Source organism: Agrobacterium genomosp. 2 str. CFBP 5494, from assembly GCF_900013495.1.
Taxonomy (GTDB): Bacteria; Pseudomonadota; Alphaproteobacteria; order Rhizobiales; family Rhizobiaceae; genus Agrobacterium; species Agrobacterium pusense.
The window spans coordinates 628500-643598 of record NZ_LT009719.1; the positions used below are offsets into that span (position 1 = coordinate 628500).

Annotated in this window: 14 protein-coding genes; 10 read left to right on the top strand and 4 right to left on the bottom strand. The window is 58.8% G+C overall.

All coding sequences use genetic code 11. The annotated features are described in order from the left end of the window. Positions 1–15 precede the first annotated feature (15 nt). Entirely contained in the window at positions 16–1050 is a 1035-nt protein-coding gene (locus AGR2A_RS17705) for a fatty acid desaturase (protein ID WP_072493649.1), read from the bottom strand. A gap of 134 nt (positions 1051–1184) precedes the next feature. Here AGR2A_RS17705 and AGR2A_RS17710 point away from each other — a divergent pair, with 134 nt between their 5' ends. The 3 genes from AGR2A_RS17710 to glgX all read left to right on the top strand — a co-directional run bounded on the left by AGR2A_RS17710 (position 1185) and on the right by glgX (position 4884). Continuing rightward, positions 1185–2021 (top strand): helix-turn-helix domain-containing protein, encoded by an 837-nt coding sequence (locus AGR2A_RS17710; protein ID WP_006698704.1) that lies wholly within the window; start codon positions 1185–1187, stop codon positions 2019–2021. A 318-nt stretch (positions 2022–2339) separates the two neighbouring features. Further along, on the top strand, positions 2340–2528 hold the full coding sequence (locus tag AGR2A_RS17715) for a DUF2934 domain-containing protein (RefSeq protein WP_004438121.1): 189 nt from the start codon (positions 2340–2342) through the stop codon (positions 2526–2528). A gap of 280 nt (positions 2529–2808) precedes the next feature. After that, positions 2809–4884 carry a glycogen debranching protein GlgX gene (glgX, locus tag AGR2A_RS17720; protein WP_072493650.1) on the top strand — a complete coding sequence of 692 codons (2076 nt, stop codon included), beginning with the start codon at positions 2809–2811 and terminating at the stop codon, positions 4882–4884. 110 nt (positions 4885–4994) lie between these two features. On the opposite strand, the gene AGR2A_RS17725 is transcribed toward glgX, so the two are convergent. Continuing rightward, positions 4995–6233: an amidohydrolase family protein gene (locus tag AGR2A_RS17725; RefSeq protein ID WP_072493651.1), complete on the bottom strand. Its 1239-nt coding sequence runs from the start codon at positions 6231–6233 to the stop codon at positions 4995–4997. A gap of 81 nt (positions 6234–6314) precedes the next feature. On the opposite strand from AGR2A_RS17725, the gene AGR2A_RS17730 reads away from it, so the two are divergent. Continuing rightward, positions 6315–6713, top strand: a complete 399-nt coding sequence (locus tag AGR2A_RS17730; RefSeq protein ID WP_072493652.1) for a nuclear transport factor 2 family protein — start codon at positions 6315–6317, stop codon at positions 6711–6713. Positions 6714–6736: 23 nt separating this feature from the next. Here the strand turns inward: AGR2A_RS17730 and AGR2A_RS17735 are convergent, their stop codons facing one another. After that, the gene (locus AGR2A_RS17735; RefSeq protein ID WP_006698708.1) at positions 6737–7441 is read right to left on the bottom strand and encodes a GntR family transcriptional regulator; all 705 of its coding nucleotides are present in this window, start codon (positions 7439–7441) and stop codon (positions 6737–6739) included. 232 nt (positions 7442–7673) lie between these two features. Between AGR2A_RS17735 and AGR2A_RS17740 the strand changes: the two genes are divergently transcribed. From AGR2A_RS17740 to AGR2A_RS17765, 6 genes are all read left to right on the top strand, one after another. Continuing rightward, the gene (locus tag AGR2A_RS17740; protein WP_072493653.1) at positions 7674–8513 is read left to right on the top strand and encodes an ABC transporter ATP-binding protein; all 840 of its coding nucleotides are present in this window, start codon (positions 7674–7676) and stop codon (positions 8511–8513) included. 3 nt (positions 8514–8516) lie between these two features. Then, positions 8517–9290, top strand: coding sequence for an ABC transporter permease (locus AGR2A_RS17745; RefSeq protein ID WP_006698710.1), 774 nt, complete (start codon positions 8517–8519; stop codon positions 9288–9290). Positions 9291–9319: 29 nt separating this feature from the next. Continuing rightward, positions 9320–10342: an ABC transporter substrate-binding protein gene (locus tag AGR2A_RS17750; protein ID WP_037090967.1), complete on the top strand. Its 1023-nt coding sequence runs from the start codon at positions 9320–9322 to the stop codon at positions 10340–10342. Positions 10343–10405: 63 nt separating this feature from the next. Next, positions 10406–12010: a gamma-glutamyltransferase family protein gene (locus tag AGR2A_RS17755; RefSeq protein ID WP_080823252.1), complete on the top strand. Its 1605-nt coding sequence runs from the start codon at positions 10406–10408 to the stop codon at positions 12008–12010. Between the two features lie 458 nt (positions 12011–12468). Continuing rightward, complete coding sequence (locus AGR2A_RS17760) at positions 12469–13593, top strand: zinc-dependent alcohol dehydrogenase family protein (protein ID WP_072493654.1); 1125 nt, start codon at positions 12469–12471, stop codon at positions 13591–13593. A 71-nt stretch (positions 13594–13664) separates the two neighbouring features. After that, complete coding sequence (locus tag AGR2A_RS17765) at positions 13665–14177, top strand: 2'-5' RNA ligase family protein (RefSeq protein WP_234825317.1); 513 nt, start codon at positions 13665–13667, stop codon at positions 14175–14177. Positions 14178–14230: 53 nt separating this feature from the next. On the opposite strand, the gene AGR2A_RS17770 is transcribed toward AGR2A_RS17765, so the two are convergent. Then, positions 14231–15025, bottom strand: coding sequence for an SDR family NAD(P)-dependent oxidoreductase (locus tag AGR2A_RS17770; protein WP_072493656.1), 795 nt, complete (start codon positions 15023–15025; stop codon positions 14231–14233). Between the last annotated feature and the right edge of the window lie 74 nt (positions 15026–15099).

The following is a 15099-nucleotide window of genomic DNA, read 5'->3' on the forward strand; positions in this document are numbered from 1 at the left end:
GCGCCGCTATCAAGGTCACGTCGAGGCGTCCGATCTCAAGGAATTATCGGGCATCACGTAGGCTACGAAATCAGTTGGCACATAGGTCACGGCCGTTGTTGCGGGAACCAATTCGGGCCGTCCCAATACGGGATGCACTACCGGCTCTTTCGCACGGAATGCAAAAGCGCGGAAAACCTCGAAGTAATTGGCAAAAACATAGCCCTCGTTCATCGTCTGCCATTCGGCGCGTCTGGCTTTATAAAGCGATGGCAGCTTATACCACGCCGCAGTCGGCAGCTTGTGATGCACGAAATGCAGGTTGTTGTAGAGAAACAGGGGGGCCAGAACGGAGTTCTCGACGATGATCGTCCGCCCGTCCGGCCGCTCGGCCCACTGGTGCTCACAATAGGAGCGGATGGCGATGATGGAAATGCCGAGATAGGCAGCGACACCGATATATTGCCAGAGCGGAATACCGAACATCAGGGATATGGCCAGCAACGTGGGAATGAGACCAGCCATATGCAGAACCCAGGCATAGATGACCCGCCGGTCACCTTTGGCGATCTTTCGCCACTCCGATATCGTGAATCCGACGACCATCAGCGGCGGACCGATCAGAAGGCGTCCAATAAGCGTGTTGTTCCATCCGAGCAATGTCTTTAAAAATCCAGGCAAAGTCTCCCAGTCGCCCATGGCGCGGTAATAGCTTTCCGGGTCATCGAACGGGTCCGTCAGCCGCTCATCCGCATGGTGCTGCAGATGTGTCCGCTTGTAGCTGCGGTAGGGATAGAAAATCCCAAGCGGGGCAAACACCAGCGCTTCATTGAGCCTTGCGTTGCGGGTCGGATGCCCATGCAGCACCTCGTGCTGAAGTGATGAATGCAACGCGATAGCGATGCCCATCACGACAAGCGCTGCAAACGGATAAAGCGGATAGAGGGCGTAACCAGCGCCGGCCCAGAGACCATAACAGACGATCAGCAATCCTATCGTCGGCCACTCGATCCTGAGCGACTTCGGGCGAGGCCGGCCTACTGCGTTGGATTCACTGGCAATGTCACTCATAATATCCCTCGATTAGAATGTAATGAGAGATTTTCACCCCAGGGCGCGGTACACAACGGGATTATGGTTACCAACCGTTGATTTTGATCACAAAAAGTAGAATATGGTGATAATTGTAAACAACGAGGTGAAAAGTGGACAAGCGCGCGCTTTCCAACCTGTTTCGCATCAGGCTGACGGAGCTGGTTTCCCGCTCCGGATTAAGTCATTCGGCCTTTGCAGCCGAGATCGGGATCGACCGATCGGCTCTGTCGCAGCTTCTATCAAGCGATTCGGCGCGGCTGCCGCGCGTTGAAACGCTTCTGAATATTGCCGAACGTCATTCCGTTTCACTGGACTGGCTGCTTGGCATTTCGCACGATCCGGGGCTGATGGGCGAACTGCGCCCGAGCTTCGAGATAGAGGAAGGTGGCGAAGACTACACCGATACCCTCCTGATGAAATGGCATGCAGAGGCCGCGGGCTCCAAGATACGCTACGTGCCGGCCCGTATTCCCGACCTGCTCCGCACGCCACAGATCATCGCATTCGAGGCGAGATCCGCGCATCAAAGCGTCAAGGCGCAAGCAAGCGAAACGGCATTCAGGCTCGATTACAATCGTCAACCCGGCACGGACATGGAAGTGTGCATGCCACGCGAGACACTTGAGGCCTTTGCCCAGGGGAGCGGCATGTGGCGGGGACTGAAAAGGGAAATACGTGCCGAGCAGCTTCAGTACATGTCAAACCTGATCAATGAACTCTATCCGTCGTTCAGATTGTTCCTGTTTAATGAGAAAGAACGGTTTTCTGTGCCCTATACGATCTTTGGATCGCAACGCGCTGCGATTTTCGTCGGCGGCATGTATCTGGTGCTGAACAATGCTGAATCCATCCGAAAGATGCAGCGGCACTTCGATGAGTTAATCCGCTTCACGCGTGTTCACGCACATCAGACTGCCGACTTCGTCAGAACGCTCGAAGTTTCGTGAAGCGAGCCCTCGGCATCCGCCGTCCAGAAATCATCCGACACAAGGCCTGCAACGCCGTCTAAATCCGGACTGAGCCGCCGCGTCGTTCACGCTATGCCCGCCTTTGGGATCATCCTCACACACTCCGGCTGCTTCCGCCGTTCCGGGCTCGCCCTGTTCCCAAAATACCGGGCGCGCCGTCCGCCTCAGTGAGATCGCCATGTTCGCGGACAACAATGGTGACGGTTGCCTGATGCCCACGCGGCGCCACCGGAACTTTCGTTGGTGGCGAAGGTTGGGGCAGGACAATATTGCTTCACACCTCAAAGGGAGAATGAAATGGGCACCGATCGCGAGGAATGGATTTCGAAGCGCGCTTACGAACTGTGGGAGCAGGCCGGTCGTCCGGAAGGTCAGGACGAAGAGCAGTGGCATGCCGCAAGTGCCGAGTGGGAAAGTGAATTCGGTCCGGTCGACGCCCCGGTCCCGGACGGCGCAGCGGAGGAAAACCTGTCACCGCAAACGTAACAGAAGCTCGATTTCACCACAAAACTGCCAGACTGTTCAGGAGCGGCGCAACGTCCTGAACAGTCGCTCATCGCCGGGGCTAATATTAGCGCCCGTAGGTCTTTGTCTGTTCCGGCCGACATCGGAGAACTCACTCGCGAAACCGAATGGCCCATGCCTCTGGCTGCAAGATTGTCGCCATACGGGAGGGAACGTTCCTGACGCATCCGTGTTTCTCATGCGACGAAAACACCGCGTCTCCACTCACCCGCAAGATCCCACCCGTTTTCCAGAGGCATCCATGATCAGCAGAAACTCCCGTATTCTCGCCGGTGACCACCGTCAACTCGGCGCGACTGTGGACCGAGATGGCGTAAATTTCGCGCTGTTCAGCGCCCATGCGGAGCGGGTGGAACTCTGCCTGTTTTCAAGCGATGGGACCGCGGAGATCGAACGCCTCGAGCTTCCGGAATACACCAACGAGGTATGGCACGGCTATGTACCGGGCCTGAAAGAAGGCGCACTTTACGGTTACCGCGTTTACGGGCCGTTCGAACCCGAAAGCGGGCACCGGTTCAACCCTAACAAGCTTCTGCTCGATCCCTATGCGCGCGAAGTCGTGGGCGACATAGAGTGGGGCCAGCCGCAATTTGCTTACGTGACAGACAGTCCGGACAAGGACTTGTCCTTCGACGACACTGACAGCGCGCCGTTTGTGCCAAAGGCTCGCGTGGTCGCCAGGTCCGACGCGCCAAGGGGTCAACAGCGCCCCGACGTTCCCTGGTCGAAGACAATATTTTATGAGACCCACGTCAAGGGTTTCACGCAGCTTCACCCCGCTGTTCCGGAAGCTCTCCGAGGCACATTTGAGGGCCTTGGGGAGAAAGAGATCGTCGACTACGTCAAAAGTTTGGGGGTTACCTCCATTGAGCTGCTTCCGGTACATTGGTTTCCGGACGACGCCCATTTGCTGGAAAAAGGTCTGAAAAACTATTGGGGATATAATACGCTTGCCTTCTTCGCTCCGGCGAACCGCTACATGGGTCCGCGGGGCATCCAGGGCTTTCGGGACATGGTTCGCGCTTTCCATGGCGCCGGGATCGAGGTCATCCTGGACGTCGTCTACAATCACACCGCCGAAGGCAATGAGATGGGACCAACCCTCTCTTTCAGAGGCATCGACAACTTCTCCTATTACCGCACAATGCCGGACGAGCCGCGCTACTACATCAACGACACCGGCACCGGAAACACGGTAAACACTTCCCACCCGCGCGTTTTGCAGATGGTTACGGACTCGTTGCGCTACTGGGCGCAGGAGATGGAGATCGACGGGTTCCGATTTGATCTCGGCACGATCCTGGGACGCGAGCCGGAAGGGTTCGACCAGCGCGGCGGATTCTTCGATGCCGTCGGGCAGGATCCCGTGCTGTCACGTCTGAAGCTTGTTGGAGAACCATGGGACATTGGGCCAGGCGGCTATCAAGTCGGCGGGTTTCCGCCAGGGTGGGCAGAGTGGAACGACAAGTACCGCGATACCGTGCGGGATTACTGGAGAAACAGGGATGGCACGACCAGGGATTTCGCGGCCCGTATCCTCGGCTCCGGCGATGTTTATGACTTGCGCGGCCGTCGTCCCTGGTCCGGCGTAAATTTCCTGACAGCGCATGACGGCTTCACGCTCAACGACCTCGTTTCATACAACGACAAGCACAATGAGGCGAACGGCGAGGATAACAAGGACGGTCATGGCGACAACCGAAGCTTTAATTTTGGCGTGGAAGGACCATCCGATGACGAGGGAGTAATTACTCTCCGCGACCGTCAGAAGCGAAATTTTCTTGCGACGCTTTTTCTTTCTCATGGAACACCGATGCTTCTGGCTGGCGACGAGTTTGGCCGCAGCCAGATGGGCAACAACAATGCCTACTGCCAGGATAACGAACTGAGCTGGGTGCATTGGGAGGATCTACCCGCAAGCGCCGCACAACTGCGCGATTTCACCCGCAGATTGATTTCGCTGCGTCATGAACATTCGATTTTGAGGCGCGACGACTGGCGCGACGGAATGGTCATAACGTGGTACAATCCGGCGGCCAGCGAGCAGACCCGGGAGCAATGGGATGATCCCGGCGCCACCACCATCGGGCTGCGTGTTGGCCGCGATCACGATGAGGAAGAAGGTTGGGATGATATCCTCATCCTGTTCAATCCCCATGACGGGTCCGTTCCATTCGCTCTTCCGGAGGTAAGCGGAGGATGGGTGGAAGTCCTCACGACAGTCGATCCCGAAGCGACTGACCGAAAAATCGAAGCCGCCGAATATGTTCTGATCGACCGTAGCCTCGTGCTATTGCGTGCGGGAAAACAACCTTAAAGCGGAATAAGAGCGCTTCGCAGGATAGTATCCTGTTCGGGGCCGGCGCCGGCCCACCGGGACCGCAGGTCGGAGGAGAACCAGAACGACGCAGCGGTGCTCCAAAAATGTCAAGGCCGGAGCACCGTAGCGGCTGGCCTGACAAAACTCTTGCGCCCCCGCTTGAAACCCATGACGGGCTCGCCCAACCCGCCGAAGACCTCGGTCTCGTCTTCGCCTTCCATTACGAGGATGTCGGCCATCGCGCCGACATCCAGCCCGTAACCGTCGATCCGCATCAGCCGGGCTGCATCCTCCGAGACGAGATCCAGGCAGGCCGCGAAATCCTCCGGCCCGAGATGCATCACATTGGCGTAGAGATTGGCCATGCGCAGAAGTGAACAGTCGCCAAAGGGCGTGAACGGGTTGAGTATGTTGTTGCTGGCGATCGATGCCGTGACACCCCGATCCTTGAGGATATGCACGGGTGCTATGCCTCGCACGGCGCGAAAACCGGCTTCCCGACCGTTCAGATAGAGATCGGTCGAAGGCAGCGCCGTTACCGCGACGCCCGCTTGGGACAACCGCGCGACCCGACGTTCAAATATTGCTTCGTTCATGGTTGCAAGTTTGGTCACGTGGCCGACAGCCACCCGCCCGCCCCAACCGGCCTTTTCCGTCCGGTCGCAAATCTCCTCAAGATGCCCCCAGCTTGGATCGAGGTCAAAGTCCAGATGGAAATCCAGGTCCACGTCATGTCGCGTGGCCAAGGCGAAAAGACGTTCCATCTGGCCAGACGGATCGCTGTCTGTATAGGGGCAGCCGCCGAGAAGGTCCGCACCTTCGGCAAGCGCCTGTTCGAGCAATTCCTCCGTGCCCGGATCATTGGTCAGCCCTTCCTGCGGAAACACGCAGATGGAAAGATCAAGTGCAAAAGCATAATCCTGTCTCAACCGCTTCATCGCCTCGAAACTGCGCAAGCCCACCCGCGGATCAACCTCCACATGGGTGCGCATGTGCATCGTACCCTTGCCAATTGCCATCTCTATCGTCCGGGCTCCGCGGGCATAGACGTCCTCGACCGTATAGTCCCGCTTCAGACGGGCAACCGCGGCAATCGCGCCCTTCAGCCCGCCTCCTGCATCGCTGCAACGGCACAAGAGGCACGACTTGTCGAGATGAACATGGGTATCGACGAAACCCGGCAGCACCAGCCTCCCACCGACTGCCTCATCCTTCCGGCCTGCTCCCGTCGCGATCTGACCAATAGCGGCAATGCGGCCATTGGTGACGCCTATATCCTGCAGCGCGGCGCATCCTTTCACGCGTGCATCGCGCAGCACAAGATCGAAGGATTCTTGAAATGACATATTGCAACTCGATGGGTAGTTTGCGTAACAATAAATGTATGCACTTTTGACGAAACATTCGCAACAGATTTGGAGATTCCCATGAACGAGGCAACAGAACGCGATCTGCAATCGGTGAAGGACTATCTCGATGCCTCAATGGCGCGCGATCCTGCTCGCGCCGCGACCTATGTCGCCCCGGGCTTCATCTGCCGCTTTACCGGCAATCGGCTTTTTGACACACCGAGCGGCCCAACCGACTTCAACGCGGCTCGCTATAAATGGGTGAAGAAGCGTATCGAGCGTTACGACGTCGTGCCTGGCGAAACGGAAACCATCATCTATAGCCTCGGCTATCTCTACGGCGAATGGCCGGACGGCACCCCTTTCGACAACAACCGATATATCGACCGATTCACCGTGCGTGACGGCCTGATCCTGGATACGGACGTCTGGAACGACAGCGCCGAATGGATACTCGACCCATCCATCGCCCGCTAAACGTCAGAGGAGCCCGGCTCCTTTCAGTCTGCATAAGGCGCCAGGATATCCATCAGGTCGCGTGGCTTGGCGCCTGAGCTTTGCAACAGCGCCCGCGAGGCAACCGCCTCGAGATGCTCGACCATCATCGCCTCAGCCTTCTCCGCCGGCCCGGTGCGGATCACCTCGATCAGGTCAAGATGCTCGCTGACCGCGCAGTCGGAGGAGTGTGGCCGCCCGAAGGCAGCAAGCGACAGGCCTGCACGATAACAGATTTCCGTGACATATCGGATCAGGATAGGCTTGCCGGTCATCTCTGCCAGAAGCACGTGGAAGTCTGTGGCGAGGCGGATCGAAGCGCCTTCAGGCCCGTGCCGGGCCTCATGCTCGGCCTCGACGATTGCCTTCAGCTGCTTGGCCTGCGCGTCCGTCAACTTGCCCGCGAGACGTCTCACCACCTGCTTTTCCAGATCAAGGCGGATGTCAAAAATATCCCGGGCATCCTCGAAGGATGGCGTAGCGACCACGGCGATACGGTTTCGCCGAAGGTCGACGAGACCTTCGGCCGCAAGCTGGCCGAGCGCGTGACGGGCAATAGTGCGACTGACACCGAATCGCTCACCGAGCGCATCCTCCGGCAGCCGGTCACCCGGCTGCAGCGCCCGCTCGATGATGGCACGGCGCAGAGCCGTACAAATCGCTGCGACGCGATCCCCTTCACCTCTTACCGAACGTTTACTGCCGGTCATTGCCAACCCTCTTCTCCGGCCAATCGATAAGCGAGGCGACGGGGAAAATCAACTCGGCGCGCTGCCGCATTTAAATGCAAGGCAAATCAAAAATGCCCAAAACACATGCATACAATTAGTGCATTCATTTTACACGCCGGAGATATCGAATGCAGAACAAGACAATTGAGCATGCATGTATTTTGGCACGTAGATTGCATACAGTTATCGAAACGCTTTTCACGGTGACCTAATGCTGACTATGCCTCAACTGACGACATCCGCCGCTCCCGCCGTGGAGCTCTCGCAAGCCGCGGTTTCCTTCGGCCGCAAGGAACAGGCAGTCGTTGCGCTGCAAGAGACGAATCTGCGCATTGCCGACGGGGAATTTGTGGCACTCGTCGGCCCCTCCGGCTGCGGCAAGTCAACGATCATGCGGCTTACCGCCGGCCTGCTGCAGCCGACCAGGGGCGCGGTCATCGTTGGCGGGCGAGAAGTTGGCGCCAAGGCGCTGCGCATCGGCATGGCCTTCCAGAACCCGACCATGCTTCCCTGGCTGACGATAGAGCGCAACGTGATGTTGCCACTCAAGATCGTGAAGCCGTTCCGTGCCGAATACCGAGCGAAGAAAAACGGTGAATTCCGCGACCGGGTCCGCGTCTTGCTTGCAGATGTCGGCCTGGACAAGTTCGCCAGCCATTACCCATGGCAGCTCTCCGGTGGAATGCTCCAGCGCGCCAATCTCTGCCGAGCGCTCGTTCACGAACCCAGCCTGCTTCTGCTCGACGAACCCTTTGGCGCGCTCGATCAATTTACCCGCGAAGAACTATGGGGCACGATGCAGTCGCTCTGGATGAAGCGCAAGCCGACCGTCCTGCTCATCACCCATGACCTGAAGGAAGCAGGTTTCCTGGCATCCCGCATCTGCGTCATGAGTGCGCGGCCCGGTCGCATTATCGATGATAGCCCCGTCGATTTCCGGCGTCCCCGCACAATCGAAATGACCTTCGAGCACGATTTCGTCGCGCTCAACCAGCGCCTGCGCGAACTCATCATCGATGCCCGGTCTGACACCGCTATCCAGGGAGCCTGACCCATGACCTACGAATTGCGCCGCCGCTTCTGGGCCGCCGCTCTCATCCTCGCGTTCTTCGTCCTTTGGGAAATCCTCTGTATCGCCTTGCAGGTGTCCGATCTCGTCGTGCCTCGTCCAAGCCAGGTCTTCCAGACGCTTGTCGAGCGCTTTCCGATCCTCGTGCCACATATAATACAGACACTCTGGACGACGATGGTTGGCTTTGTCCTCGGAGTGGCGGTCGGCGTTGCCATCGGGGCTGCAATCGGCGTGTCGCGCGTGGCTTACGATACGGCTTACCCCCTGTTGATCGGTTTTTCGTCGATCCCCAAGGTAGCGGTTGTGCCAATCTTCGTTCTGTGGTTCGGCTCCGGCTCCGTGCCGGCAATTCTCACTGCGCTCGCCATGTGCTTCTTCCCGATCGTCGTTAACATCGCTACCGGCCTTGCAACGACCGAGCCGGAGCTGGAGGACGTGCTTAAATCGCTGGGCGCAAGCAAGCTCGACATCCTCTGGAATGTCGGACTGCCGCGCACGATGCCCTTCTTTTTCGCCTCGCTGAAGATCGCCGTCACCTTCGCCTTCGTCGGCTCTGTCCTGTCGGAAACCGTGGCCTCCAACCGCGGGATCGGCAATGTCATGATGTCGGCCTCGTCCAATTTCGATGTGCCGCTGGTCTTTGCCGGCCTTTTCATCCTCGCCCTTCTGGGTGTGCTTCTCTACGTCGCCTTCTCCCTTATCGAGGCACGCGTCACGGGCTGGGCCGCCCGCGGCCAGGATTTCACTGCCGCCTGAACATCTACTCAAAACAAATGGAGCCAGACATGCTGAAGAAACTGATCTCGACTCTTGCACTTAGCCTTTGCCTCGGCGGTGTCGCCCGAGCTGACACGGATATCAAGTTCACCCTCGGCTGGAAGACGCAAGGCTCGGACGCCCCCTTCCTGCTCGCCTTGCAGAAGGGCTACTTCAAGGACGAGGGCCTCAATGTCACCATCGATCAGGGCGAGGGTTCGGCGGCAACGGTCACGCGTATCATGTCGGGCGTCTACGATGCCGGCTTCGGCGATATCAATGCCATCATCCAGAATGCCGCCACACGGCCGAACGACGTGCCCGTCATGGTCTACCAGCTTTGGAGCAAGCCGCCCTTCGCCATCGTCAGCAAGAAGGAAACCAACATCACCAAGCCGGCCGATCTGGAAGGCAAGAAGCTGGGCGGTGCGCAGGGCACACCTACAACCCGCCTCGTCAACGTGCTGGGTACGATCAACAAGGTTGACATGACCAAGGTCGCGATCGAGAACATGGGTCCCAACCTGCAGGAGCCGATGCTCATCAAGGGCGATATCGACGGCGCCCTCGTGTTCAACATCACCAGCTGGTTCAACCTCATCAATAATCGCCAGGACCCGGCAAAGGACTATAACTGGCTGTCCTTCGGCAATTATGGCCTTGATCTCTACGCCAACGGCATGATGGTGTCGCAGAAACTCGTCAAGGAAAACCCGAAAGCGGTGGAAGGACTGGTACGCGCGGTGAACAAGGCCACCAGGGAAATCGCCGAAAATTCCAGGGCAGGCATAGAGGCCGTGTTGGCCTACGACAATCTTGCCAAGGAAGAACTCGAACTTGCGCGCATGAAATTCTCGTACGAGAACCTGATCATCTCGCCGGAAGTCGAAAGGCTCGGCCTCGGCGACGTTGATGACGCTCGTCTTGCGCGTTCGATCGATATCGTGGCCGAAGGCTATCAGCTGCCTTCCAAGCCAAAGCCCGACCAGGTATTCACCCGCCAGTTCCTGCCGTCCTTGGACGACCGCAAGCTCGCCTACAAGATCGACTGAGCGAGCCACGATGTGCATCCCTGGCCGGAAGTTTCCGGCCAGTCCGTCAAGAGAGGAAATATCATGTCGCTACCTGTGCCGGAAGCTGCCCTGCCGGGAATGGTCACCAGTCCACATCCCCTTGCAAGCGAAGCCGGCGCAGCGGTACTAAGACGTGGCGGCAATGCTATCGAGGCGGCCGTTGCGATCGCTGCGACACTTGCGGTGGTGATGCCGCATTTTTGCGGTCTGGGCGGCGATGCCGTATGGCTGGTCGCCGACAAGCAGGGCCTCTGCCGGTCCTTTCTGGGAATAGGTCAGGCCGCGGCGGTCCTTCCCGACTATCAGACGGCAATCCCGCTGCGCGGCCCCTCTTCCATGATAACGACCGCCTGCGCGGTAGATAGCTGGGGTCATGCCCTGGCGTTTGGACAGCAGCATTGGCAAGGCCGCGAGCAGCTTCCCGATCTTCTGATGCCCGCAATAGCTTTTGCGGAAAGCGGATACCAGCCGGGCAACACACAAGATTTCTGGCTTGAATTCAGACGCCCCGAAATAGCCCAATGGCCGGGTTTCGCAGCCGCGTTTGATCATCCAGCAAGCATGGGCATTTTCACGCAACATCCGCTTGCTCGAACCCTTCGGCACATCGCCGAGCATGGCTATCGGTCCTTTTATGAGGGAGAGTTGGCGCGCCGCCTTGGAGAGGCGATGGCTTCGCTGGGCTCGCCGATCACTGCTGTCGACTTGCAACTCACCCGCACCCGCGATGCGGAACCCATGTCGCAGGACTATCGCGGCGTAGCGCTTTTCGCCCCGCCCCCGCCGACGCAGGGGCTTTCCACACTTGCAATCCTTGGCATTCTGTCCCGGCTGGATTTGGCGTCACTACCGCCATCAAGCGCAGCGCGTTACCATCTTTTGGTTGAAGCCGTGAAACAGGCGTTCCTCGATCGCGAGCATATCGCCGACCCGGATTTCGCCGACGGCAACTCTCCCGGCTTTCTTGACCCAACCCGGCTTGAGAAGAAAGCTCAGGCCATCGACCACGAACGGGCGCTCGAATGGCCTCATGCTTACCAGCATGGTGACACGGTCTTCTTCGCGGCAACCGACGAGCAGGGGCGCTGTGCAAGCGTGCTTCAGAGCACATATTTCGACTGGGGCAGCGGCGTGGTCGTTGGCGACACCGGCGTCATCTGGCAGAACCGCGGCGCGGCGTTTTCGGTTGCAAGCGGCCATCCGAACGCCATAAAGCCTGGAAAGCGGCCCTTCTATACCCTCAACCCGGGCATCGCGTTCAAGGATGGATCCCCCTATTTGCTTTACGGAACGCAAGGGGCAGATGGCCAGCCGCAGACATTGTCGCTGGTGCTCACAGGCCTGCTCGACTACGGCATGACGCCCGAACAGGCTTTGGCACAACCTCGTTTTCTGCTTGGCAAGACATTTTCCGACGTGCATCACAGCCTGAAAGTCGAGCAGTCGCCTGACGCGAACATTATCGGGGGACTGACTGCGCTTGGGCATGACGTCTTGCCACTGCCGGCACTGTCGCCGATTTTCGGACAGGCGGGCGTCATCTGCATCCAGGATCAAGAAACGATTCTCGGATCCCACGATCCACGTGGTGAAGGCGTTGCCATGTGTGTTTCCACCGATCGAAAATCAGCAACGTGGTTTCCGTGATCAAGCAGCAGCTCTCATGGCGTCCTCCTTGGTCTCAAAGAGTATCGAATGGTTTTCCTGCCATCGGCGCGATTTTCGTGAAGAGCAAATCCTGATCTTCCCACTGTTCGTCGAAACTCGTGATTGAGCGGGCGCTCATTTCGGGATCGAGCGCACCCAGTTCTACCGCCGTATCCGTCGATATCGAGCGGAGTGTTCACAGGGTTGCTCCAAGGCAGGTCTGTAGCATCTGGCCATCGCCGTCGCGTCCACGCGCAAAGGCCGCGCGGAGCGCGTTTCGCCGTCGACACCATCGCGTTCAAACCGCGCTGGCTATACGGGACAAGACGACGCTCCTCGGCGGTTTTTGCACGCCGGACGGGTTGGTCAATCCAATTCAAAACAGTTTATGCCACTCCTTGCATTACTGGTGGACGGATATCTTGTATTTCTGGGGAAACTCGGTGAAGGAGGGAATAATGCGGGTCAAAGCAGCTGTGTTGCAGAGGATGAATGTGTCTCCTCCTTACCGCGAAAGCAGGCCTCTTGCGATTGAGGAAATCGAACTTTCGCCGCCCGGCCCCGGCGAAGTCCTCGTTCGCATCCGCGCCGCCGGCCTTTGTCACTCCGATCTTTCCGTCATCAACGGTGACAGGCCCCGGCCAATGCCGATGGCGCTGGGGCACGAGGCAGCCGGCGTTGTCGAGGCCCTTGGGGATGGGGTCCGGGACCTCGAACCGGGTGATCACGTCGTAATGGTCTTCATGCCGAGCTGCGGGCATTGTCTGCCTTGTGCGGAAGGTCGGCCAGCGCTTTGCGAACCGGGTGCTGCGGCCAACGCAGCAGGAACACTTGTCGGCGGCGCGATGAGGCTGAATTATCACGGTCAAACCGTCCATCATCATCTCGGGGTATCCGCTTTTGCCGAATATGCCGTCGTTTCGCGCAATTCGCTTATCAAGATCGACCGCGACCTGCCATTTGTGGAAGCCGCGCTTTTCGGCTGCGCGGTTCTGACGGGCGTGGGCGCAGTCGTGAATACGGCCGAGATAAAGGCCGGCTCAACTGCCGTCGTCATCGGGCTGGGTGGCGTCGGTCTTGCCGCAGTGCTGGGAGCCCGGGCGGCTGGCGCCAGCAAGATCGTCGCCGTCGATCTTTCAGAGGAAAAGCTGGCGCTTGCCGTTGAACTTGGCGCGACAGCAGTGGTGAGCGGACGCGATGAAGATGCCGTCGAACAGGTTCGACAGCTTACCTCCGGCGGCGCTGACTATGCATTCGAGATGGCCGGTTCCATTCGCGCTCTCGAAAATGCCTTCAGGATGACCAAACGCGGCGGCACGACCGTGACCGCAGGCCTGCCGCCGCCGTCCGCGACCCTGCCGGTGAACATCGTGCAACTGGTTGCCGAGGAGAGGACACTCAAAGGCAGCTACATCGGCACCTGTGTGCCCGTCCGCGATATTCCGCGGTTCATCGCGCTTTACCGTGATGGGCGGCTGCCGGTGAACCGTTTGCTCAGTGCAAGGCTCAAGCTCGAGGATATCAACGAAGGTTTCGACCGCCTGCATGACGGAAGCGCCGTACGCCAGGTCATCGAGTTCTAGGAGCTGCAACGGGATGCCACTGCCACCGAGATCGCTTCGGAAACCCGGGCGACAAGCCCGGATCCGCTAATTTGAAGACACGCCATCCGATGATCCTGACAGCCCGCATCGCAGAGCACGATCTCATGCCCTTCGATCTGCTTCGTCAGCAATATTTCCCCCAGGACCGGAATTTCCTGCGGGCGCATCTGACGATGTTTCACCGCCTGCCAGGCGAATACGTGGACGTAATTGGCGAGAGCCTACGATCCATTGCGAAAGGTACCAGCGTGATCTCGGCACAAGTCAGCGGTGTCCGTCACCTCGGTGCTGGCGTCGCGTTCACGATCGAAAGCGCGACGCTGAACTCGGTTCGTGGTGCCATGCGGAGCGATTTCGTCCAATGGCTTGGCTCCCAAGACATGCAGGCGTGGCGACCGCACATCACGGTTCAAAACAAGGCTTCGCGAGCGAAGGCGAACGAGCTTTATCGCACGCTTGCAGATGGCTTCTCTCCCCACGACATCACGATTGTAGGGCTTGACCTGTGGAGATATCTCGGTGGTCCATGGGCAAGCGAGGCCACCGTGCCGTTCGCCGATTGATACGCTGCGGCGAAGATTTCCGATTGTCTCAAACCATAAAGGGCGCGGACGTTTCAGGCTGCCGCGATCAGACGCGTTGCCGGCCGGGTGGCGGAAAGCTGAGGGCCGAGCGCGAGACGTGCCGCCTCATAGGCGTGCCATAGCTCGATATCCCTGAGCGCGGGAATGGTGCTGGTTTCCCCCTGATCGAGCCCGGCCAACGCGGCATCGACCATATCCTCGGCCTGCATGACGATCTCGTCGGGAAGATGTTCGACCGGCAGGCCTCCGATTGCCCAGAAGTCGGTCCGGGTGGCACCGGGCAGGACGGCCTGCGCCCGGATGCCACGGTCCGCGAGTTCGTGATTGAGCGATGTGGTAAACGCCTGCACAAAAGCCTTGGTACCACCGTAAACGCCGTTGAGCAGTTCTGGCGCAACCGCAACGATCGAAGCGATATTGATCACCGTGCCGCCGCCGCGCGCCACCAGGCCTGGCACTGCCGCGTATGTCAGGCGCATCAAAGCGGTCACGTTGAGCCGGACCATGGCTTCCATGCGATCGACATCGCTTTCCAGCAGCGTCGTGTGGGTGCCGATACCGGCGTTGTTGACCAGCGCCGTGATGTTGGCGTCTTCACGCAGCACTTTTTCAACGCGGGCAAGATCGGCCGTATCGCCCAGATCGGCGGCAAGCACTTCAACCACACGATCCGTCTTGTTCGATATCTCAGAGGCGAGCGACTGCAGCTTGTCCCCGTTTCGGGCTACAAGGATCAGGTCATAACCGCGCGCGGCTAGACGGTCAGCGTAGATCGCGCCGATGCCGGTTGAGGCGCCGGTGATAAGTGCAGTTCCCTTTGTGGTCATTGGTCTGTTCCTTGTTCGGGGGAAAGCGCCATCGCTTTCGACACGGACGTTATGGACCAGATGACATTTGTCCG

What these genes read in the sequence shown, in the direction of transcription:
- AGR2A_RS17705 (WP_072493649.1), bottom strand. Translation starts at nt 1,050, where the DNA reads ATGAGTGACATTGCCAGTGAATCCAACGCAGTAGGCCGGCCTCGCCCG.
- AGR2A_RS17715 (WP_004438121.1), top strand. Translation starts at nt 2,340, where the DNA reads ATGGGCACCGATCGCGAGGAATGGATTTCGAAGCGCGCTTACGAACTG.
- glgX (WP_072493650.1), top strand. Translation starts at nt 2,809, where the DNA reads ATGATCAGCAGAAACTCCCGTATTCTCGCCGGTGACCACCGTCAACTC.
- AGR2A_RS17725 (WP_072493651.1), bottom strand. Translation starts at nt 6,233, where the DNA reads ATGTCATTTCAAGAATCCTTCGATCTTGTGCTGCGCGATGCACGCGTG.
- AGR2A_RS17730 (WP_072493652.1), top strand. Translation starts at nt 6,315, where the DNA reads ATGAACGAGGCAACAGAACGCGATCTGCAATCGGTGAAGGACTATCTC.
- AGR2A_RS17735 (WP_006698708.1), bottom strand. Translation starts at nt 7,441, where the DNA reads ATGACCGGCAGTAAACGTTCGGTAAGAGGTGAAGGGGATCGCGTCGCA.
- AGR2A_RS17740 (WP_072493653.1), top strand. Translation starts at nt 7,674, where the DNA reads ATGCTGACTATGCCTCAACTGACGACATCCGCCGCTCCCGCCGTGGAG.
- AGR2A_RS17745 (WP_006698710.1), top strand. Translation starts at nt 8,517, where the DNA reads ATGACCTACGAATTGCGCCGCCGCTTCTGGGCCGCCGCTCTCATCCTC.
- AGR2A_RS17750 (WP_037090967.1), top strand. Translation starts at nt 9,320, where the DNA reads ATGCTGAAGAAACTGATCTCGACTCTTGCACTTAGCCTTTGCCTCGGC.
- AGR2A_RS17755 (WP_080823252.1), top strand. Translation starts at nt 10,406, where the DNA reads ATGTCGCTACCTGTGCCGGAAGCTGCCCTGCCGGGAATGGTCACCAGT.
- AGR2A_RS17760 (WP_072493654.1), top strand. Translation starts at nt 12,469, where the DNA reads ATGCGGGTCAAAGCAGCTGTGTTGCAGAGGATGAATGTGTCTCCTCCT.
- AGR2A_RS17770 (WP_072493656.1), bottom strand. Translation starts at nt 15,025, where the DNA reads ATGACCACAAAGGGAACTGCACTTATCACCGGCGCCTCAACCGGCATC.